At 56.6% G+C, this 20,957-nt stretch carries 23 protein-coding genes; 17 read left to right on the forward strand and 6 right to left on the reverse strand.

Annotation, left to right across the window (positions count from 1 at the left end; genetic code table 11):
- Positions 1-178: 178 nt before the first annotated feature.
- A complete protein-coding gene (gene acs / locus EO133_RS17090; protein WP_127073873.1) occupies positions 179-2,128 on the reverse strand; it encodes an acetate--CoA ligase in 1,950 nt (649 codons plus the stop codon).
- A gap of 176 nt (positions 2,129-2,304) precedes the next feature.
- On the opposite strand from acs, the gene EO133_RS17095 reads away from it, so the two are divergent.
- Entirely contained in the window at positions 2,305-2,868 is a 564-nt protein-coding gene (locus tag EO133_RS17095) for a GNAT family N-acetyltransferase (RefSeq protein WP_127073874.1), read from the forward strand.
- Here the strand turns inward: EO133_RS17095 and EO133_RS17100 are convergent.
- Both EO133_RS17100 and EO133_RS17105 read right to left on the reverse strand, forming a co-directional pair.
- Complete coding sequence (locus tag EO133_RS17100) at positions 2,865-4,172, reverse strand: lipopolysaccharide biosynthesis protein (protein ID WP_127073875.1); 1,308 nt, start codon at positions 4,170-4,172, stop codon at positions 2,865-2,867. The genes EO133_RS17095 and EO133_RS17100 overlap by 4 nt on opposite strands.
- Positions 4,173-4,187: 15 nt before the next feature.
- On the reverse strand, positions 4,188-5,345 hold the full coding sequence (locus EO133_RS17105; protein ID WP_164735068.1) for a lipid II:glycine glycyltransferase FemX: 1,158 nt from the start codon (positions 5,343-5,345) through the stop codon (positions 4,188-4,190).
- Between the two features lie 525 nt (positions 5,346-5,870).
- On the opposite strand from EO133_RS17105, the gene EO133_RS17110 reads away from it, so the two are divergent.
- The 11 genes from EO133_RS17110 to EO133_RS17155 all read left to right on the forward strand — a co-directional run bounded on the left by EO133_RS17110 (position 5,871) and on the right by EO133_RS17155 (position 14,276).
- Positions 5,871-7,103, forward strand: coding sequence for a tyrosine-type recombinase/integrase (locus tag EO133_RS17110; RefSeq protein WP_127073877.1), 1,233 nt, complete (start codon positions 5,871-5,873; stop codon positions 7,101-7,103).
- Positions 7,096-7,473 (forward strand): hypothetical protein, encoded by a 378-nt coding sequence (locus EO133_RS17115; RefSeq protein ID WP_127073878.1) that lies wholly within the window; start codon positions 7,096-7,098, stop codon positions 7,471-7,473. The genes EO133_RS17110 and EO133_RS17115 overlap by 8 nt, the downstream gene beginning before the upstream one ends.
- Positions 7,474-7,544: 71 nt before the next feature.
- On the forward strand, positions 7,545-7,763 hold the full coding sequence (locus EO133_RS17120) for a helix-turn-helix transcriptional regulator (protein ID WP_127073879.1): 219 nt from the start codon (positions 7,545-7,547) through the stop codon (positions 7,761-7,763).
- Between the two features lie 16 nt (positions 7,764-7,779).
- The gene (locus EO133_RS20325; protein WP_164735069.1) at positions 7,780-8,013 is read left to right on the forward strand and encodes a hypothetical protein; all 234 of its coding nucleotides are present in this window, start codon (positions 7,780-7,782) and stop codon (positions 8,011-8,013) included.
- Positions 7,997-9,694 carry a DUF3987 domain-containing protein gene (locus EO133_RS17125; protein WP_164735070.1) on the forward strand — a complete coding sequence of 566 codons (1,698 nt, stop codon included), beginning with the start codon at positions 7,997-7,999 and terminating at the stop codon, positions 9,692-9,694. Before EO133_RS20325 ends, EO133_RS17125 begins: the two co-directional genes overlap by 17 nt.
- Before the next feature lie 166 nt (positions 9,695-9,860).
- On the forward strand, positions 9,861-10,046 hold the full coding sequence (locus EO133_RS17130) for a hypothetical protein (protein WP_127073881.1): 186 nt from the start codon (positions 9,861-9,863) through the stop codon (positions 10,044-10,046).
- Between the two features lie 221 nt (positions 10,047-10,267).
- The gene (locus EO133_RS17135) at positions 10,268-11,110 is read left to right on the forward strand and encodes a hypothetical protein (protein ID WP_127073882.1); all 843 of its coding nucleotides are present in this window, start codon (positions 10,268-10,270) and stop codon (positions 11,108-11,110) included.
- Positions 11,111-11,243: 133 nt separating this feature from the next.
- Complete coding sequence (locus EO133_RS17140; RefSeq protein ID WP_127073883.1) at positions 11,244-11,807, forward strand: hypothetical protein; 564 nt, start codon at positions 11,244-11,246, stop codon at positions 11,805-11,807.
- Positions 11,808-11,809: 2 nt separating this feature from the next.
- Positions 11,810-12,124 carry a hypothetical protein gene (locus EO133_RS17145; RefSeq protein ID WP_127073884.1) on the forward strand — a complete coding sequence of 105 codons (315 nt, stop codon included), beginning with the start codon at positions 11,810-11,812 and terminating at the stop codon, positions 12,122-12,124.
- Positions 12,125-12,138: 14 nt separating this feature from the next.
- Positions 12,139-13,251: a phage major capsid protein gene (locus EO133_RS17150; RefSeq protein ID WP_127073885.1), complete on the forward strand. Its 1,113-nt coding sequence runs from the start codon at positions 12,139-12,141 to the stop codon at positions 13,249-13,251.
- A 74-nt stretch (positions 13,252-13,325) separates the two neighbouring features.
- A complete protein-coding gene (locus tag EO133_RS17155) occupies positions 13,326-14,276 on the forward strand; it encodes a S49 family peptidase (RefSeq protein WP_127073886.1) in 951 nt (316 codons plus the stop codon).
- Between the two features lie 322 nt (positions 14,277-14,598).
- Here EO133_RS17155 and EO133_RS17160 read toward each other — a convergent pair whose 3' ends face one another.
- Positions 14,599-15,270, reverse strand: a complete 672-nt coding sequence (locus tag EO133_RS17160; RefSeq protein WP_164735071.1) for a DUF4145 domain-containing protein — start codon at positions 15,268-15,270, stop codon at positions 14,599-14,601.
- 106 nt (positions 15,271-15,376) lie between these two features.
- Between EO133_RS17160 and EO133_RS20330 the strand changes: the two genes are divergently transcribed.
- Genes EO133_RS20330 through EO133_RS17180 form a run of 5 tightly spaced genes read left to right on the forward strand, consistent with a single transcriptional unit; the run spans position 15,377 to position 19,837 of the window.
- Positions 15,377-15,574 (forward strand): hypothetical protein, encoded by a 198-nt coding sequence (locus EO133_RS20330; protein WP_164735072.1) that lies wholly within the window; start codon positions 15,377-15,379, stop codon positions 15,572-15,574.
- A complete protein-coding gene (locus tag EO133_RS17165) occupies positions 15,571-16,926 on the forward strand; it encodes a hypothetical protein (protein WP_127073888.1) in 1,356 nt (451 codons plus the stop codon). The genes EO133_RS20330 and EO133_RS17165 overlap by 4 nt, the downstream gene beginning before the upstream one ends.
- Positions 16,923-17,693: a hypothetical protein gene (locus EO133_RS17170; RefSeq protein WP_127073889.1), complete on the forward strand. Its 771-nt coding sequence runs from the start codon at positions 16,923-16,925 to the stop codon at positions 17,691-17,693. The genes EO133_RS17165 and EO133_RS17170 overlap by 4 nt, the downstream gene beginning before the upstream one ends.
- A 3-nt stretch (positions 17,694-17,696) precedes the next feature.
- Positions 17,697-19,370, forward strand: a complete 1,674-nt coding sequence (locus tag EO133_RS17175; RefSeq protein ID WP_127073890.1) for a hypothetical protein — start codon at positions 17,697-17,699, stop codon at positions 19,368-19,370.
- Positions 19,367-19,837: a hypothetical protein gene (locus tag EO133_RS17180; RefSeq protein ID WP_127073891.1), complete on the forward strand. Its 471-nt coding sequence runs from the start codon at positions 19,367-19,369 to the stop codon at positions 19,835-19,837. Before EO133_RS17175 ends, EO133_RS17180 begins: the two co-directional genes overlap by 4 nt.
- Before the next feature lie 180 nt (positions 19,838-20,017).
- Here the strand turns inward: EO133_RS17180 and EO133_RS17185 are convergent, their stop codons facing one another.
- Complete coding sequence (locus EO133_RS17185) at positions 20,018-20,488, reverse strand: hypothetical protein (protein ID WP_127073892.1); 471 nt, start codon at positions 20,486-20,488, stop codon at positions 20,018-20,020.
- 110 nt (positions 20,489-20,598) lie between these two features.
- On the reverse strand, positions 20,599-20,808 hold the full coding sequence (locus EO133_RS20865) for a Lar family restriction alleviation protein (protein WP_127073893.1): 210 nt from the start codon (positions 20,806-20,808) through the stop codon (positions 20,599-20,601).
- Between the last annotated feature and the right edge of the window lie 149 nt (positions 20,809-20,957).

Raw genomic sequence — 20,957 nt, forward strand, 5'->3', positions numbered from 1 at the left:
AAGCTGCAGCCTAATGAGTCAATACCTGCTAAAATGTTGATTTACGGCAAGAGCGCCGCAAGCAATTGTCTGGAGACGGGTTTTCCCAACGGGATTAGCAACGCCAGACCGGAATTAATCCATTTCGAAACAATACCTTAAAGGGCAGGAAGTCACCTCCTGCCCTTTGTCGGTGCCACTAACGATTCTTGCGGTTTTCGATAAGATCGTCGACCACTGCCGGGTCTGCCAGTGTCGAGGTATCGCCTAGCGATCCGAAATCGTTTTCTGCGACCTTACGCAGAATGCGGCGCATGATCTTGCCTGAGCGGGTTTTGGGAAGTCCCGGTGCAAACTGGATATGATCGGGCGAGGCGATCGGCCCGATTTCCTTGCGCACCCAGTTGCGCAATTCCACCGCGAGATCGTCGGACGCAGCCTCTCCCGCCATAAGCGTCACATAGCAATAAATGCCCTGCCCTTTCACGTCATGCGGGAAGCCAACCACCGCCGCTTCGGAAACCTTCGGGTGAGCAACGAGCGCGCTTTCGATTTCAGCCGTACCCAACCGGTGGCCGGAAACGTTGAGCACGTCATCGACGCGCCCCGTAATCCAGTAATAGCCGTCCGCATCCCGACGGCAGCCATCGCCTGAGAAATAGAAGCCCTTATATTGCTGGAAATAAGTTTCCTTGAAACGCTGATGATCGCCATAAATCGTACGCATCTGGCCCGGCCAGCTATCGGCGATGGCAAGCACCCCGGCCGCTTCGGTCTCCTCGATCACCTTGCCGCTTTCCGGCTCCAGAACCACTGGCTGTACGCCAAAGAATGGCTTTGTGGCTGAACCGGGCTTGGTCGGGATGGCCCCGGGCAAAGGCGTAATCATGAAACCACCGGTTTCGGTCTGCCACCAGGTATCGACAATGATGCAGCGCTCGCGGCCCACCTGCTTGTGATACCACATCCACGCTTCGGGATTGATCGGTTCGCCAACCGTGCCAAGCAGCCGCAGGCTCGACAGATCGGCACGGGCCACAAACTCGTTTCCGGCACCCATGAGCGCCCGAATGGCTGTCGGCGCGGTATAAAAGATATTGACCTTATGCTTGTCGCAAACGTCCCAGAACCGCCCCGCATCGGGATAGTTCGGCACGCCCTCGAACATCAGCGTGGTCGCGCCATTGGCAAGCGGTCCATAGACGATATAGGAGTGCCCCGTAACCCAACCAACATCCGCCGTACACCAGAACACTTCACCATCGCGATAATCGAAAGTGAGTTCGTGGGTCAGCGAAGCATAGACGAGATAGCCGCCGGTCGTATGCAGCACGCCCTTGGGCTTCCCTGTCGAACCTGACGTATAAAGGATGAAGAGCGGGTCTTCCGCATTCATCGGCTCAGGTTCACAGAACGGCTCGACTCCCGCCGCAGCCTCATGCCACCAGACGTCGCGGCTGCCTTTCATCGCAACCTCACCGCCGGTATTTTCGACCACCAGCACGTTCCGAACGCCCGGACAATCTTCAAGCGCCTTGTCGACATTGGCCTTCAAGGGCACCGTCTTGCCTCCACGCCTGCCTTCATCCGCCGTTATGACCACAGCACTGTCACAGTCATTAATGCGACCGGCAAGTGCATCGGGCGAAAACCCGCCAAAGACAACCGAATGCACCGCGCCAATGCGCGCGCAAGCCAGCATGGCATAAGCTGCAGCCGGGATCATGGGCAGATAGATCGTGACCCGATGGCCTTTCCTGACGCCCAATTGCTTCAGCACATTGGCAAAGCGGCAGACCTCCGCATGAAGCTCGCGATACGTGATATGGCGCGCTTCAGCCTTGGGATCGTCAGGCTCGAAAATGATCGCGACCTGATCGCCCCTTGTTTCGAGATGGCGGTCGATGCAGTTTGCGGAAACATTCAGCTCGCCATCCTCGAACCATTTGATCGAGATATCGGGCCAGGCAAAGCTTGTATTCTTGACCTTGGTATAGGGCTTGATCCAATCGATCCGCTTGCCCTGTTCGCCCCAAAACCCTTCTGGATCGCTGACCGAGCGGGCATACATCTTTTCATATTTGTCAGCGGTCACATAGGTCTTGGCCACCACATCCTCGGACGGGGCAAACACGGACTGCGAACTCATTATGGTTCCTCCCAGATATGCTTCAGTTCGAGCCTCCTTCTAACCTGCTCAAGCAAGCTCGAGCAAGCTGCGAGCCGACGCCACTACCATCGTAATTCCTGGCTGGTTCCTTGGTGACGTTTTTTTAGGCTAAAGAGGAGACAATACCTGCTTTCGGCAAGACGAGAGCAAACGACATGAGCCAGATGACATCGCGGCCCGCACGGTGGAGCGACATCAATTTGGTCCATCGCGAGCTGATGGAACTCATCGATTCCATGCCTTACTACAACAATCGCTTCAAAACCTACGAGAAGGCACGGCTGGACAAATCCTTCCTGCGCACCCTTGTCGAAATCGATCCATGGCATGTCCTGCTTCTGGAAATGGACGGCCAGACCGGTGGCTTTCTGATCTCGGGGCCTTCCAATGGCACCATATTCCAATACTGGTCTGCCATTTTCCCGCAGTTCCGAGGCACTCCGCTCGGCCGGTTCGGCATGGAGGCTTTCATCTCCCATTGGGACAATTCGCGCTTCCACAAGGCCTCGACCTACACACGGCCCGACAATCGCCCCGCCCTCGCACTTCTCAAGCGCTACGGCTACAAGCAGGTCGCTCACCTCGAACAGCATATCTTTGGCGAAGATTATCTCGTCATGGAACGCAAATTGAACAAAAGCGATCCCGAATATGACAATGGCATGAGCCTGTCGTTTGCAGCACGGATGAAACTGCGCCTGCGCGGAATACTCGATTAGCCCGCTGGCGCGATGCGGAACCGGTTGAAGATCGAAACGTCGACCTTGGCATGCCGCCATGCGGTGAGCCAAAGCGAAACCGACCACAGACTGATGGCGATCAGCGCCGAAATCGCTGCACCCATAAGGCCATAGCCGGGCACAAGCACAAAATTACCAATGACAAGGGCGATGATGCCCAGCGCCACCGAGGGCAGGCTGGCAGCGGGTTTATCATGAATCGAAAGCACAAGCGAAGCCGGGCCGAACATCGCGCGCACCACAAGCGCAAGGCATAGAATACTCATAGGCACGGCACCGGCGCTAAATTCTTCACCGAACAACATCAGAAGATAACGGCCGAACAGCAGGACACCGATAAACAGCGAGGCGGCCAAAAGCGTTGCGACGAAATTGGCTTCCCCAACCCGTTTTTCAAAGGCGCGCCGATCATCGTTTGCATCCGCCTCGAACATATCGGGCAGCGTCATGGCATAGACCGCCACGACACCGAACGACACCAATGCGAATATGCGAGTGCTGACACCGAAGATCGCCAGATCGGTCCGATCCAGCAACCCGGCAAGGAGTAGCAGGTTGATGTCAAAGAAATAGTCCGACGCCAGTGTAATCAGCACCCAGGGCGCAGCGAAACGCCACCATTTGCGCGCTTCATGCGGGCGCAGATCGTCCTGCGCCGGAACCTGCTTTGCAGCGTGGACAACCAACCCGAAATGCACCAGAACCAGCCCCACCATAAAGGCCGAGAACAACCAGAGCATGGCTTCGAGTTCCGGCCCCTGCGCGACACCTGCAATGATTGCAAAGGCGGAAATCAAAAGCATTGGCCGAAACACCATATCGGGCACATAGCCGGCCAAGGGGCGTTTGAGTCCCACAAGAATGGTACAACTGATAAAAGTCAGGGCCGTGGAAACTGCGACGAGGCTTGTGGGAACCCAAAGCGCGAGTAGATGCTCGCCCGGCGCGCCCATCAAAAACGTGACCGGCCAGCCAAAAAGCGTTATAGCCACGCCGATGGCCACAACATGACCATAGGCCCGCAAGAGGAATCGGCGCAGATGCCGCCCCTCCCCATTTGCCCGGTATTCTGCGGCAAAATAAGTACCCACGGTCTGGAACCCTAAAGGCATCACGACCGCGAGCAGATTTGCCGATGCAATCACCAGAAGATAATCGCCCAGCGCTTCCGCGCCCCAGACACGCGCGATCGCTGCCTGAACGATGAAAATGAAGCCGGCCCCACCGACCCGCATGCCGAACATTATGGCCGATTTCGACGCAAGACGCCTGACAATGGACATTGCGCGAACCGCTCCTTATGCCCGGCGCAGCTTACGCATGATCTTGCGCTTAAGATGCTCCATACCATCGCGCGTTTTGGTTGCAAATGCGCGGGCTTCATAGGCTAACGCGCCCCAGAATCTCGCGCGCAGACTGATGGCATAATTGGCCATGGGGGGTATCGGTGCGATGTAGCCACCCTCGCCCACCATGCCGGACTTGAACTGGTGCAACCCCTGAAAACCATCCGTCCCGCCAAGGTCATAAACCTTGGCTTCAGTATTGTCGCGCAGCCAGCGGATGATGTGCCAATGCAAAAAGTATCCCGCACGCAGGTCGAGCGCATCGTCATTGGTCGCGCCGTAAAGATAGGCCGCGGTATGCCCTGCTGTGAAAATCACAGCGCCGGCAACGGTTTCACCCTCATGTGTAACGAAAAACAATTCTGGCCGCGCCGTGCCGCCGGGCATTGCCAGAAAGCTGTCCAATGAATCGATGGCAGAATAATCGGGGAACTGTTTGCGATCGCTCATAGCGTTGTAGAGCACCATGAACCGATCGAGCTGTTCTGGCCCGGCACGCTCGAAGCTCAGCCCGGCCTTGAACGATTTGCGCAGGTGATAGCGCCATTTTTGGCCAAAGCGCGCCATGCGGGTTTCATCATCAAGCCGGACATCGACCACGTAGCGGTTCGGAAACCTGACACCCTGCCCCTTTACGTACCCCTTGGCCATAAGGCGCTGGAAATCGGCATTGGTATCGCCCGGCGCGGTCTTTGCCATAATGGTAACCATCATACCGCGCTCTTTTGCATAGGCCTGCGTGATGTGATCGACCATCTGACCCATCAACCGGTCAGCACCTGAATCCGCGTTATCAGCCAGAATCGGACCCCATTTTGTCAGCGCAATCGACGCGAGTCCCAACGGCAACGGCTGGATCATGACAAGCGCACCGCCCACCGTCTGCCCGTCGCGTGAAAATATCAGCGGCTCAAGCACAACGCCTGGCCAGCGCGCTTGCGCGTAAGCACAAAGCTGCTCCTGGCAGATACCGTCAAATGCCGACGCACGGCGATCCCAGGCATCGGGCGCGATGATTTCAACTTGCAAAGGCTCTACGGCTGCGGCACCGGCAGCCACATGCGCGGTCAGAATGCGCGTATTGACGGCAATGTTGGAAGCAAGGCTCATTGGTCTCTCGGGCACTTTGGAAAAGCCAGTTTCAGCCCAGACTAAGCGTACAGGCTTCCCAAATACTTTCATTGCGCCGATACAGCCACTACAAATCGCCCGATGGTGAACCAATTGCTAAGTAATTCCATAAAATGCAGTGAGAGCGTGTCCAGCAAAAGTGGAAACAGTTTTGCGGTTCGGACAAGCAACAAAACAAAGACTTAGAGCCGGGTTTTGATCCCATCAAAACCTGAACGGCTCTAACTGCTCACACCGCTTCAATGCGCGTTACGCATCTTCGCGCATCGCGACAAGTTTTTCATCCAGTTACCGGAAATGACTTGGAAAATGGTGGGTGTACAAGGACTCGAACCTTGGACCCGCTGATTAAGAGTTATTCGACACTTGTATCACTCAGTTTCTCTGCGTGTCAAGAATCGCCAATTTACGGGCGTTTCTGATAACTAAAGTGTCCGTTAGCATTGCCAAGTTTCGCTTGGTTTCCTATCTTGGTGGCGACATGGTGGCGACACGGAGTTATAAATGCCAGTTATTAAACTCGGACGACGGTCTGTAGGCGGGTTAGAGCGCGGAGTATACTACGATTCAGACCTGAAGGGATTCGGTCTCCGCATCAATGCGTCAAAAACTGGCACCTGGTTCATTGAGTATCGACCGGGCGCCGGCGGTCGGACCATCGCGAAGAAGCGCGTGACCATCGGGCATCTAGATCGCCTTTCTCCCGAACAAGCACGGGAGGCAGCAGCCAAAGCGCTTGCGTCCGTCGAGCTAGGCGCCGATCCTGCTAGTGCCAAAGCTGAAGAGCGTGCCGCGTTGCCTTTCAGGAAAACTGTCGCCGAATACATCGACAAACACGTGCGTACCAAGCGAAAAGAACGAACGGCTCAGTACTACGATTACATTCTCCGTCTTCATATTGATCCGCAGATCGGCTCAAAAAGAACCAACGCCATCACCCGCGCCGACGTCAGTGTGATGCATGGCGCAATCGCCAAATCCAGTGGCAAGTTTGTTGCTAACCGGGCTCTCGCGATCACATCTGCTGTTTTTAACTGGCTCGATCCCGACGCGCCAAATCCAGCAAGAGGAATTGAGCGATTCAAAGAAGATGGCCGAGAACGCTTTTTGACCAACGAGGAAATCGCCGCGATCGGTGAAGCAATGACCGAGGCGGAAACGATCGGCCTGCCTTATCGGCAAGGCGAGTCGAAGCACTCTCCCAAGGCAACCACGCGCCGTCCACCCTTGCCGATTCATGCGACGAATGCGCTGCGGCTGCTCATGCTAACTGGTAGCAGAATTAGCGAGATACTGAACCTCGAATGGTCCCAAGTTGATATGCAACGGGGCCTGCTCTTTCTACCAGATTCAAAAACTGGCCGAAAAACCGTTGTGCTTTCAGAGGCTGCAATCGAGGTTTTGAGAAACACGCCGAGGGTCGGACGATTTGTCATTGCCGGCGAGAGTGCTGGCGAAAAGGATGAGAAACCGCGCTCGGACCTAAAGAAGCCTTGGGCTGCAATATGCGAGCGTGCCAACCTAGATGGTGTGCGACTTCACGATCTACGTCACACGTTTGCATCTGTCGGCGCGGGCTCTGGTCTTGGACTGCCGGTCATAGGCAAGCTGTTGGGGCATGCACGAGCGGCGACTACCGAACGGTACGCCCATTTGGCAACGGACGCATCGAAGCGCGCTGCGGACTCCATTGCCGGACAGATTGCGACGGCGTTGAAAGGGAGTACCAATGGCTAAGCTTCCGAAGCCATTTGATGTCGAAGAGTTCTGGATCCGCAATCTGTTACACCGCGGCCGGCGTGAAGACGCAATTGCGAAGCTGCAAGCAGCAATAGACAGCGGCAACGCTGGCGCGGAAACGCTTGAGTTAGCCGAGTATTTGCGCACGGCGGGACGAGGACGGCAACCATTTGGGGTGAAGCATCTTTGGATTGAGATCGGTGCGCTCTACGAGCAAATGAAAGACGATGGCATTCCGCGTAGCGAGCGTTTCCAGGCTCTGCGCCGTGCGTATCCGGCAAATGACGAAAGCGACTATCGAAAGATGATCGGCAAATACCGCCGAGCAATTGCTATCTACCACAACATCATTAAACAGAATCCATAACCGGATTTAAACCCTCACGACACCCGCTAGCGAATGTGTCTCAATAAAACTCCCGACAACAGGAGTTTATGATGGCCAACATTCGCACCCGCGCCGCCGCCGAGTATCTCGGCCTATCAAAATCTACACTGGACAAGTTTCGCTGCTTTGGCGGCGGGCCTGCTTACGCCAAGCTTGGCCGCGCTGTGGTCTATAATACCGACGATCTCGACGCGTGGCTCAAGGAACGGCAACGCACCTCCTCATGGGGGCCCGCCAACGACAATAGCGCGGCACACCAAGCCGCCTGAACACAAGGAAATCAAAATGCAGATACAGAACCTGCGCCCGATGACGGGCGCGGGAAGCGCTTTGGCACGCTTTGACATCGAGCTTTCGCCGCAGGTGAAGTTGCTCGATTGGACGCTGAAAAGAGGCGGTCGAGTATTTCCACCTTCGCCGCGAAATGGCTCACCGGCTGCCGTCCTGGCGCCGGAACTTATCGCCGAAATCACCCGTCTCGCGTTGGAGGGCGTTGGCCTACATGAAAAATCCCGATAACTCTATTCTCGAACGCGCCCGTGACCTTTGGGGTGGCACGATCAGCCATCCGTGGCTAAAGGGCGCCGTAATTGCCGGTTCTCCTGCAGATATGTTCCTCACTATGGGTGGTGGCGTGTCGGTGCAGCCTATGGACGGGACGCCCAAGAGGGACTTGCAGACGTTTGTTCGGATGTCGCTCGGCCTCACAAACTCGTCGGCACCTACGGCTGCCAACGACAACGCACCAGTTGATCTATGGGCGGAACGAGAGAAGCCGTCCTTGCCGCGAGGTGTTCTCCCCGCCGTTATAGACGACTTCGCTTTCGACATGGCTGAGCAGATGGGTGCTGATGTCGGCGGGCTGGCTATGGCCGCGATAACGGTCTGTGCAGCGGCAATCCCTGACGCAATTACGCTGCAGGTCAAAAAACACGATACCGGCTGGCGAGAGGCCGCGCGTTTATGGACGGCGGTCGTTGGCGCACCCTCGACGAAAAAATCTCCAATAATCTCAACCGCGGCGCGGCCACTGCGCGCCGTCGATGATGGACTTGTTCGGAGCTATATCGACGCACTCGGGCAGTGGGGTGCGCTCGAAAAAGCGCAGCAACGCGAAAAGCCGAAACCACGACAGGCTCGTGCCCGTATTGAGGATGCCACGATCGAGGCAACCCAGGAAGTGCTCAAAGACAATCCTGATGGCGTCCTGCTCATCCGTGATGAGTTGTCAGCGTGGTTCGGGTCGATGGAAAAATACGGATCATCGAAGGCGTCGATGGCAGATCGTTCGTTTTGGCTGGAAAGCTTTAACGGAGGATCATACGCGATCAACCGGGTTGGTCGTGGCGTGTGCCTGATTCCGAATCTTTCCATATCGTTGTTGGGCGGCATCCAGCCCGAACCGATGCGTCGAATTGCAAACGACATGCACGATGACGGGTTACTGCAGCGCTTCCTGCCAGTAGTGCTGTCGCCGGCCGGTGTGGGTCATGATCGCGCAGTCGGCCCGTCCGTTGGCACTTATGGCGACACCGTACGGCGCTTGCGGCGTATGTCCGCGCCTGGCTTGGGGGGTGTTGGCCGGCTGGTCTATTCAGAAGACGCTCAGGCCATCCGTGTCGAGATGGAAGAGCGGCACCACGCGATGGTGCGAGCTTGGGAGGAAATCAATCGAAAGTTTGCCGGTCATCTTGGGAAATATGACAGCTTTTTTAATCGGCTTTGTATCGTTTTTCATTGCATCGAGGCCAATTCGGACGTTGCCCCAAACGAGATTTCCGCCGACGTCGCACGCCGCGTGGCTTCATTCCTTCACGACTTCATTTTTCGGCACGGCCTCGCTTTTTACAGCAACATACTGGGCCTCACCGATGACCACGACGCTCTTTTGGCTACCGCTGGTTATATCTTGAGCCGTCCGACAATGAAGGTGATTAGCGCTCGCGACGTGCGACGCGGCGACCGAATTATGCGGACGCTCGACACCCGCCAAGCGGAGGCAATTCTTGAGAGGTTAGACTCGTTGGGTTGGCTGACTGCCAAACCTAGAGAGAGAAACGAGACTTCGACACATTACCAAGTGTCACCGCTTGTCCGCGAGTTGTTTGAAGACCGTGCCGAAGTGGAATTGGAACGGCGCGCTCGCGTAAGAGCAACAATCGCCCAGTCTTCAGGACGGCGGACAAGTGGTGACAAGTAAAACCTAATAGACCTGAACTTGTCACCACTTGTCCATTGGGCGCGCGAGATAAAAATAATAATAGTCTTTCTCTCTTTTAGAGGGGCAGCCTGTTTTGTTCTTTTCTCGCACGCGCAAGGGCGGAGTGGTGACAAGTAATATTATCAACTTAGAGGAGCCTGAAAGAATGAACCGAATGCTACATTTAGAACCCTTCGACGCCCAGACCGAAAAAGGCCGGCAGGTGCGTGTAGTCGGTATTACCGATCGTCCCGGCGCCGAGCCGCAATTCGTTGCGCTCGACGTCGACGACGACGACAAGATCCGCCCCGTTCTTTTGGATTTTGTTGAGCCGTGCGGGACGAGCCGATGAACCGGCGCGCAAGGCTGTACGTCGGATCGCCGGACTTCATCGACGCCAACCTTGAAAACCGAGCCGGTCGCGGTCGTCGGCTGTCGTGGCGAGAGTTTTTCAAACTCCGGCCAGATCGCAAACCCGCGAATGATAACGCCAAGGCCGAGAAAAGTTGACGATCTGATCGAGAATCGAAAAAGGCAAATTATGCCACCACTCCCTTGCCGCCCGGAGGAACTATGACCGTTACCAATCCAATCGAACTTCATCCAGATCATGCCGCGGTTTCCACGCCGCTGCCCGTGCCAGCCAATGACAATCATCGTTGGTCATGGCCAGCCTATAGCCGCCTCAAGGCCGGTCGGCTCATGCGAACGCCAGAGGACAACGTTGTCGCCCTGTGCGCGCTAGTCAGGCTGCGGCGCGATCTTGAAGCTATTGGTGGCTGTGCGTCGTGGACAACCGATACCCCCGACGCGACAATAAATGAAGACGTGCAAATCGGGTATGGCGCAGACCTCAAGCGTGAGAAGCCAACCGCCGAGCATCTGATCGCGTTGTATATCGCAGGCACGCTGGAATTCCTCCCGACACGTGACGGTGAATTGGTGCCGCACAAATCCGACAACGGCGACGTTTATCAGATCGAGGACAGGTTGCGCGGCCCTCGTGGGCCGGAGTTGCCGGAGTATCCTGATGAAGTCGAGGCCGAACTTAATGGCCGTTATTCCGGCGCGGAGTGGCCATCGGCGCCCAACGCTGCAAAATCAGCTCGACATGTATTTGTCGGCGCCATGATGAAGGCGGCACCAGAGACCCGCACATGGCACTCTCCCGAATCCGGAATGATCAATACAATCTTCGCCGAGAAGACGGTAGTTCACTTGCAGGACGCCCTGCCGAAGGCACTGTGGCGGGTCCTCGAGTCGTCGGTAGATGGTGCGACTGCCGAGGAAATCGGACAAGATCGCGGGCACAGCGCAAAATATGCTCAGACGGTCGGCGCAGAACTGCAGCGCGTCGCCCTTGAGGCACTGGTCGATGCCTATGCCAAATACGATGCGCGGGGCAATGCCACCTAATTCAGCGTTGGTAGCCTTTACTTGATGAAGGGCGCAAAGCGCCTTTTCTAGCGGCGAACCCTGGGCGGCACCTTGGGTTCGCCGTTTTGCTTTCGCCATTTAATCCCCAATTCCACCAGAAAGAGGTGACGACATGCGCCGTTCAGCGCTTGGCGACGTATTGGCACGTCGCCTCAATATCGATCCCGGCCGGGTTGAGCGCCTTGGCCAACGTGCCGCCGACGCCGGATTGCTGCCAGTTACGGAAGGATCGCGTAGGTATCCGCCCGATTTATCGGTAAGCGAGGCGGTCAACTTGCTGCTTGCCGTCCTGACTGACTACGGACTCGGCAAGGTTTCGGCCCAGGTCGAAACGTTTTCCGCTCTTTCCGACAGCCACACCACCTTGCACGCCGCCCTTGCCGGCCTGCTTTCTCATGGTCCCGCGCTGCAGGGCGCCGTGTCCGGCTCCCTTGTGATCCGGCTCGAGCCAGCAAGCGCCGCCCTAACCTTGGCCGGCATTCACTCTCGGTATGGCCCAGAACCGCCAAAAAGCGCCGCCGGCAAACACGTCATCGTACCCGGCCAGGCACTCGCGGCAATCGGATTGGAATTTCAAGGCCACACACCGGCACAAGCAGATGAGTTGGTCGCACTGGCCCGTATTACCGCGTCGGCGAGCGTTGGCCATGCGATGCACCCATTTCCAACAGGATGAATATGACATTCAAACCACTAGCCACAATTGAGGGCAGCGAGTTGTTCGCGCTACCCGATGACACCGAGCAACTGGCAGAGCTTTCTGCTTTCGCCGGAAAGCACTTTGGCTACACCGGCCAAACGCCCCGAAACGCACCAGAACGGGTGAACTTGTGGCGCGCCATCAACACCGAGTTTGCCGTGCTCACGGCCCTCGGCGCCCTAGCCGAACCGGAAAATCCCGGCACGGTCGAAATCACCCGAATCTCAAACGCCGCACGCTCCAAGGCTCGCGCTCAATGCGAAGCGCTGCTTGAGCGCGGCTATCAACCTTAAATAAGGACTGTCTTATGACCACTGCAAACCAACTTACGGCCATCGCTGAGGCCGTCGAGACCATCAAAGGCGAGTATAACAGCCGCCTTAGGGAGCTCGAAATGCGCGCAGCGCGTGAGCCAGACAATGACAATCGCGTTCCGGTTAGCAAATCCCTCGGCTCGCAGGTCGCGGCATCTCAGGATATCAAGGATCTCACGTCCTCATTTCGAGGTAAGGCCGTCGTCCGCCTGACCGGCGAACGCGCCGACATCACCAGCGCCCCTGCCACGGTCGGTAACAACACTTCTGGCACAACGTCCCTTGTCCAGTCTGACCGCCGCCCTGGTATCGTCACGCCACCCGAGCGCAAGTTCACTGTGCGCGATCTGTTGCGCCAGACCACCACGACGTCGAGCCTCATTGAGTGGCCAGAAGAAACCGACTTCACCAACGAGGCCGCACCGGTCGAAGAAAACCCGGACGATCCCAAGCCGCAGTCGGATCTCGAATTCGAAATGCGCTCGGCCCCCGTGAGAACCTTGGCCCACATCTTCAAGGGCAGCCGCCAAATCCTCGATGATGCGCCAGCACTGATTTCGTACATCGATCGGCGAGGCACTTACGGCCTGAAACTGGTAGAAGAAAACCAGTTGCTCAACGGTAATGGCGTTGGTCAGAACGTTCTGGGCATTGTGCCGCAGGCGAGTGCCTATGATACCAGCCGGACCGGAACGGGCGACGATGAGCTTTCGATCCTGAACCATGCTATCGCTCAGAGCGAAGAGTCGGACTACGACCCGGACGGCATCGTGCTTTCAGTTCGCGACTGGCGCCGCCTGCTCGACGTGCGTGGCACCGACGGCCATTTCCTATCCAACGGCGCGTTCGGAACGACCGCGCGTCGGGTCTGGAACTTGCCGGTTGTGCCGTCGCGTGCACTCGCACCGGGCCAATTCCTTGTAGGCTCTTTCGAAATGGCGGCCGAGATATTCGACCGGCAAGAGGTCGAGTTCATGTTGTCCACTGAGAACGAGGACGACTTTGTCCGCAACCGTTGGACGGGCCGTATTGAAGAGCGCTTGGCCCTTGCTGTTTACCATCCGCGTTCGTTCATCATCGGCGACTTCGAACCGGCTGCCAGTTAGTCCCGGTGGTTCCGATTGGCGCAAACCTTAAACAACCCGCGCCAATCGGACTCCGCGTAGTCCAAGGAAATTCAATGAAATATCAACACGTTCTATCCGCGTTCGCCGCGGAACCGTGGGCTATGGAGCGCTCGAAGCTTTCGGTCATTGCCGATTTTCTGGCGTTCAAAGCTGCGGGCGGTGAAGTTGCGGCCGACGAAATGGCAGCGCGGATTACCAAGAAGCAGGACGGGGAGATTGCACGGCGCGAGGGTGCCGTTGCGGTCATTCCGATTCACGGCGTCTTGGCGCCAAAAATGGACATGATGACCGAGATTTCGGGCGGAACGTCCTACATGGGCATTCAGCGCGCACTACACGCCGCACTAGCCGACGAAGACGTCAAGGCTGTTGTGTTGGACATCGATAGCCCAGGCGGCGCTGTACCCGGCGCGCAGGAGCTTGGCGACGAAATCCGCGCCTTGCGCGGCGGCGACAAACCGATCATTGCGCAGGTCAACCACCTTGCGGCCAGTGCTGCATATTGGATTGCCAGCCAAGCGGACGAGGTCGTGGTGAGCCCGAGCGCTCGCGCAGGTTCGATCGGCGTCTATACGGTGCATGAGGATATTTCGGCTGCACTCGAAAAGGCGGGCGTTAAGCGCACGTATATTTCAGCCGGCGATTTTAAAACAGAAGGCAACGAGACGGAGCCGCTGAGCGAGGACGCATTGGCGTTCATCGAGGAGCGTGTTTCGCGGTCTTATGGTCGATTTGTTGCCGCTGTCGCCGAAGGGCGGGGCGTTTCGACTGCCAAAGTCGAAAAGGACTACGGCCAAGGTCGCGTGTTCTTCGCCGAAGAGCTTGTCGAGAAGGGCATGGCCGATCGTATCGGCACGCTTGGCGAGACACTTGCGCGGTTTGGCGCAAACCAGTCGCCAGAACCAATTCGAAAACTGCGTGCGGCAAACAGTCAGCGCGCCGAAGATGCAAGCGTCGATACGGTTCTATTGGCCAAAGTCGAGGCCGCGCTTGGGATTTCGTGATAGCGGACACAGAACATGGCGGCGGGAATGACGGCAAACCCTTGTCGTAGCTAACCAGCGGGCCGCCAATCCTTTCGACCGCTGATTTGCACAGGGACCGGTTGGACAGCGATATCCACTTTTGCAATTGCATCTGCGCTGGCAACCCACTTCGCCCGTCAGCTCCGGCTGGCGGGCTTTTCGTCTAGGAGGAAGGCACCCCCAGGGGGCTTCGAAAGTCCAAAAACTTTTTGTGCCAGGGACCGGCGGGGGGCCAACGCGTGCATTCCCACAATTGAAAATATGGGGGGGTAGGCAAGAAACTTGCGCCGTCTCGGATCCTCTAATCTGCTTTCCGCTGCCCGCTCGTAATCTGCTTCGCCTTTACGGCTGCAAGTCGAGCAGGGCGGACAAACAGCCGATCTAACAAATCTTGCGTGAGGTCCTCGAGCGCCTCAGCTTCGTCTGCTGTATATGGATCGACATCATGAGTGGCGTCATTGCCGTCCAAGGCCGCGACATCTGCCAATTCAACAATGTCAGGTTCGAGAATTTTCATCTCGCCAAGTGACTTGATGCGCACCCGCAGTGCTTGAGCGGGTTGTTTACCTTCAAGCCGATCGTCATGACTATAGATGTGCTTCGTCGCCACATCGAGAGTCTTTCGGTACATTGCGCCAGCCGCCTCGTACCACATCATTTGGCGACACTCGTTTGCTTCGCGGAACAGGTCGGCGATACGAGACGGAACATGCTCTGAAATTTCTATGGCAGTTGTTGCGATTCGAACTGGATGCTTTCCTATTATTCCACTGTTGCCACGCCCTAGGCGACCATCATAGTCCATCGGCGCCGCAGACCCCGGAGCGTCCCACTCGTAGATGGACGATCGTCCACAGGCCATGCAAAATCCCATAATCTCCCAATCGAAAGTGCCATATTTTGATTGGCCGGTTACTTGGTGCTGAACACTTTTCGTCCCGCATCTCACACAGTCGCTGATAAACATCGTCATTTGTCGCCCCTCCTGTTTGCCCCCTATCAAACCAGAGTCGCGCGCTCGAACCCATCCCAAATACACACCTCGCTTCGGCGGGGTTTTTCTTTGCCTGGAGCAAACCATGACACCCCTAGAAATCGCTGGCGCACACATCGACGTCGCCATACTCGACCTATTGAACACCGGATTTAAGACTGAAGATGTTTCAGGCGCCCTCACAGCGGCCGCCCTTGCCATCCTGGTCCTGACAGAGGGCCGGGAAGCCACAGCCCAACATCTCGTCGACATTGCCGCGCGCCTGCAGGTTGAAAGCTCATGAGCAGCACCGACATGGAGCGCCTTGTCGTTCAACTAGACGCCAAGATCACCGGCCTGCAGAACGGCGTGAACAAGGCAATGGGGCTTACGCGTAACATGAGCCGGAACATGGAGCGCAATAACAAGCAGGTTGCGACGTCGTTCCGAAACATGGCCAGCTCCATTGCGCTGGTGCATGGGCCTCTAGGTGGCATTGCCAGCCGGTTTAGCGCGACGGCATCGATTTTCAGCCGCACCAATCTGCTTATGGGTGCCACGGTTATTGGTATTGGTGGCGTGACATTCGCGTTCACCAAAATGCTCGGCGTGGCCCGTGAGGCAATCTCCGAGTTCGACAAACTTGGCAAGTCGGCCCGCACGGTCGGACTGGACACCGACCTCTACCAGTCGCTTGGATTCGCTGCGCTTGAGGAGGGTGTCGACGGACTAGACGGCGCGCTTGAGCAGTTCACGGTGCGCGTTGGTGCGCTGCGGAACGGCCAAGGCGAGTTGGCAACGTTTCTGGACAAGACCAACAAGTCGCTGCTTGAGCAATTGCAGCTCGCCACCACGCAAGAGGAGCGCCTGCGCCTGATAGCCGACGCCGTGGCTAATGCCACCAGCGCTGAGGAAAAGGCAACCATAGCACGGGCGGCGTTTGGTCGTTCTGGCATGGATATGGTCCGCATTCTCAAAGACGGCGCAGACGGTCTGGACGACTTCACTAAGCGCGCTCGCGAAATGGGAATTGTTGTCGATCGGGAAGTTATTGCCCGCGCTGAGGAAATGAATAACGAACTGGGTGTGGCCAACAGAATAATTCGGCATGATTTGATGGTGGCATTCGTTGACTTGGCGCCCGTCGTTATCGAAGCCGCAAGGGCGATCGGTACAGTTGCGCGTGCCATCCGCGACACGGTCGACGCCGCCAAACTGATGAGCGGCAATCTGGACCTTGTGGGCACGGACAACCTTGTTGCGCGTCAACGGGTGCTTGGACAGGAATCCATTGAGTTGGGGAACCAACTCGAAGCATTGCAGTCCAGAAGCCAGTACATGTCTGGCATCGCTGCTGAGGTTCACCAGGCGTCGATCGATCATATCCGCGCGCAACTCGACGCGAACTACGCGCAACAGGCCGAAATCGAGGCCATCCTTACCGGCCGTCGCGCGTCCATAACGGTAACGGCAAACCCGCAAGACACTCAAACCACAGTGCCCGTCGGAAGCGGCGGCTCCAAGTCTTCGGCATTCATGTCGGCGATGGAAGCTATTTCCAATCGCATCGATATGATTAAGGCCGAGACGGAAGCATTGAGAGAAGCCGGCCCGCTTATTTCAGAAATCCAAATCCCGAGGAGGGCCGCAGAATGAGCTGCTATTTCGCAATACGATTTGACGACCGCATCGAAATGATGACCGACGGCGCAGTGTTCAACATAGAAGGCCGGTTTGTCCGCGACAAGAACAAGTCTGGAGTGGCGTTATTCGCGCCAGTTGCCGTTGCGGGTGTTGGCGAAGAGCCCGACATCGAAGTAATGACGGAAGTGGTGCTAACCGCGGCGTTCTTTCTGAGTTCGGTCGACGAGATGATCGAAGTGCTGGGCGAGGAATTGCCTAAGTTCGAGCCAACAATCGGCGCAAGCGCGATCGTGATTGCATGCATATCAGAAACACGCGGGCCGCTGATCCTCACATACAAAAACACCGAGGACCGCCTGGTCAATCGTGGCGACAGCCACGCTTTTGGTCCGGGCCTCGATATCGACGAAATGTTGGCCACGGGTGTGGATTTCTCATTCCCAGACGGTCTGCGGTCGGACGGTGTGCAGCTCTTGAAAGCCATGCGGGCCAAGCCCTGCGAGCAGTTTGCCGGGCTGCCATTGGGCCACTACGTTGGCGGTCACATCGATTGGACTGTTGTGGACCGCAACGGCGCCCGTGTGGAGCGGGTGCTCGATTGGGATGATGTGCCGGGCCAGCCGATTGAGGTGGGCGAACGCGAGAGCTTGCTAAGCTCCCGATGTCATGCGCGCAGGACCCCTTCTGTCGAATCCATGCGGGAAGCTCAGCGGCGCGATGTCGAGGTGACGTCGATGCTGCTTGAGGGCGTCATGCGCAAACACAGCAATAAGGACTAGAACATGGCACTTCTAACGATGCCCTCTGACTACGCAATGGGCACCATAACTCTTGAGAATGGCTCTGACGAGTTCTCTGGCGCAGATACCGCATGGCAACTTATTGGACTACGCGAAGGTGATCTTCTCATCGACGTTGAGGGAGCAACCGAGTTCTGGGCGATTATTGGCGAGATCACGAGCAATGTTGGGGGGCGTCTTACGCGGCCGTGGGCTGGCCCGACCCTTACCGATGCCGCCTATCGTATGCGCTTTACCAGTGACGGTGTGCGTTCTACAGCCCAAGCTGCCATGCTGCGCCAGCAACTCGGCAACGGCAATTTGCAGGCGATGGCGGGGCTCAACGGTGCGGCAAACCTTTTGCCGATGTTTACGGCGCCGGGGGTTCTGACGCTGGTCGCAAAGACTGAACTTGTTAGCGGCGCGAATTATGACATTCAGGTAGCGGATGTACCGGCCCGCGCTTTATACGATGATATGGAGCAGCCTTTTGCTGTGCTGGCCTCCGATGTGGGGAACACCTTCGGACCGGAAAATGCCGGGCGTTCGGCGATCTTTTCCAAGAATAGCAATGCCAGCGGCGATTGGTCTGACCCTGCGTATGTGACCGGGGCAGGATATAGCCTTTCGATTGGCGTTGTTGATGCAGTCCCGTTCGGCGAGTCGCCCAATGTCACGCTGACGCCTGGCGCAGGTGGTGGCGCGCTGAACTTCGAGATTCCGGCTGGCATGATCGTAGAGCCGGGGTCGATCACAACGCTTGCGGCAGATCAGGACGCTGTGTGGGACTGGGTGCCCATCACAGGCGGTTATCAGGTCAACCTCTCGATACCTCGCGGCCCTGCCGGCGATATCGACGGCGTGACGCCATTCTGGCAAACCCGGATCACCAACGATGCCGATGCAGAAGCGGCCCGAACGGGTTTGGGTGCGGTTGGTGGACCGGCATCGGCGGTTGATGACCACATAGCGCTGTTCGATGGGACGACTGGCAAGTTAATCAAAGACAGTGGGTTGAAGCCAGAAGATATTGGTTCGGTTGATGCACTGTTTGAAGAAGATTTACAGAAATCACCGGCTGAACAGGCTGTTGCACGTACCAATATTGGGTTGAATGCCAATGAGCTGATCTGGTTCTCGAAAGCCATTGGCGAGTACTATTCCCATGACGGCACAGTGGGTGCCGCAATCCCGCCTGCTGATCCCGGCGATGGGCTTGGTGTCTGGATTGAGCTAACAGCGGGCCTAACGGGCAGCGGTCAATTTAACGAGGGGAAACTTACAAGCGAGAGCGTTACAGGTTCGGCACCGCTTGTTAATGCGACGGCGGTTGTTGCTTGGGGCGGCAGCCCGATGAATGGTCAGACTATCCGTCTCTTGAACACAGAAGAACGTTATCTCATGCCGCGTTCTGCATCAATTGGCAATGTTGCAAACGATCAAGTCCAGCAAATGACCGGAACCCTGTCACGTGCGGGAAGTAATCGTGTAATCTTCAATGGGGGGAGTGGGGTATTCGATCTCCCATCGGGATCTGATAACTTCATCCCTGCTAGTGCCGGGTCGGCATCCACTTGGAGCGGCAACGTCACATTCGACAGCGCTGGCAGTTCGCGTTCCGGAAATCACACCAACGTCAAACGACAGTATGTCAAAGTGTATCGGAGGATCGCATGACAATTCATTTTGCAATGAATGGGGGCATTGGAACGGATAAAGAACTGCCGGAAAATGCTATTGAGATTAGCGCAGAGCAATACCAAGCAGCTCTTGTCGGCATTCAATCCGGGAAAGAAGTGTTTCTCGAAGGCAATAGCTTTATTCTTCGTGACCAAGCACCGTCCAAAGAACACGCTTGGGAAAATGGTGAATGGGTTGCGCCGCCTGAACCAGAACCACCTATCCCTGACCCAAACTCGCCCTATGCACTCTACAAATCCAACTTCATCGAGCGCATGACGCCCGAGGAGGCCGAGAAGTTCGAGCAGGAGCTGAATGCCTCAGAACTCGCCAAGCTGCGCCTGATGTATCACGCGGTTGAGTATTTCGTCTCTGACGATCCGCTGTTTGCTGTTTTGCATTGGGAGCTAACGCAGGCGTTTGGCGAAGATCGGGCGGATGAGCTATTGGTTAGGCCAGAGTAAATAGGACCGGGCCGCCTGTTGGGGAGGGGCCTAGACGACGGCCCGGTTCAAGCCGCTGACAGGACGTGGCGGCCACGGGAATAGTTGCAGGGAAAATGGGTGACATCAAAAAGAAGCGGGTGACGTTTGGTCTACTAGAGATCGCAAGTCGTGCTCCGTAGCATGGTAATCTCGCTAGAGTCAGTCGTCTTCAGAACGATCCACGGTTAGACTATCGTAAAGCAGTTGCTGGCTCTTATCTGCGCTCGGATGCCAGATACGCCAGTGGCTGAAAACAACTCCGTGCTGCCGACAAATAGTGATCTCACCGCTGTCAACATCGGCACAAACCATGCCATTAGAGCCGGTAGATGCCACGATAAAGTAATGCTGATCCACAAGTATTAGATCGCCGACCATTGGTGTGCGCCGATAATCAGAGGTTGCGGTTGGCAGAACTGCCTCAAGTTGAGCTTCGGGAAGCGAGATGATTGAGCTGGGCGCGTCTCGGACATAGGTTCTAATCCCGTCGATGACGAGACAGCCGAGGCTGCCGTTCCTGCGTAATCCTATTAAACCAAGTATCGGTTGGCCGTCATCATATACAAGTGCCAGGTCTCCTTTATGGTCGTCGTGGGATTCGGTGAGAGTATGATTGCATATTGCCTTCATCGGGGAACTTCCGTTCGCAGTTAATATGGCTTCCACGAAGTTTCACTGAGTCCCGAACGAATGTCCATTTCTGCTGCCAAATGATTTTGCGCGCCACACTTCCGTTTCAGTCAGTTTACCCGCCGGTTCCAAGCACTAATGGCCTCTTCAGGGGTGACCTCTTGATACACTCCGATTTCGCATCCTGAGCAGACAATCGAAGCGAGGTGCCACTCGCAACTATTACCGGGCGGGCTGGTGTTGTGATAAATTCTGGCAGTGCCCCCGCAAAAAGGACATGGCTTAAGGTCTGGCGCATCGTTCTGATCTGATCCAGTCATTTGGCACCCCTCGCCTTAGGCTTCTTTGCGAGAAACTCCTTTGCGCGCTGGTGAATCTCGCGCTCTGACTTCAGCGTCGACTTCACGGTCTCTACCGATCGGGTCGGTTCCACCCGCATCCCCTGCCAAATTGCCAGTAGGTCGGAATC

Source organism: Pelagibacterium lentulum (assembly GCF_003992625.1).
GTDB lineage: Bacteria > Pseudomonadota > Alphaproteobacteria > Rhizobiales > Devosiaceae > Pelagibacterium > Pelagibacterium lentulum.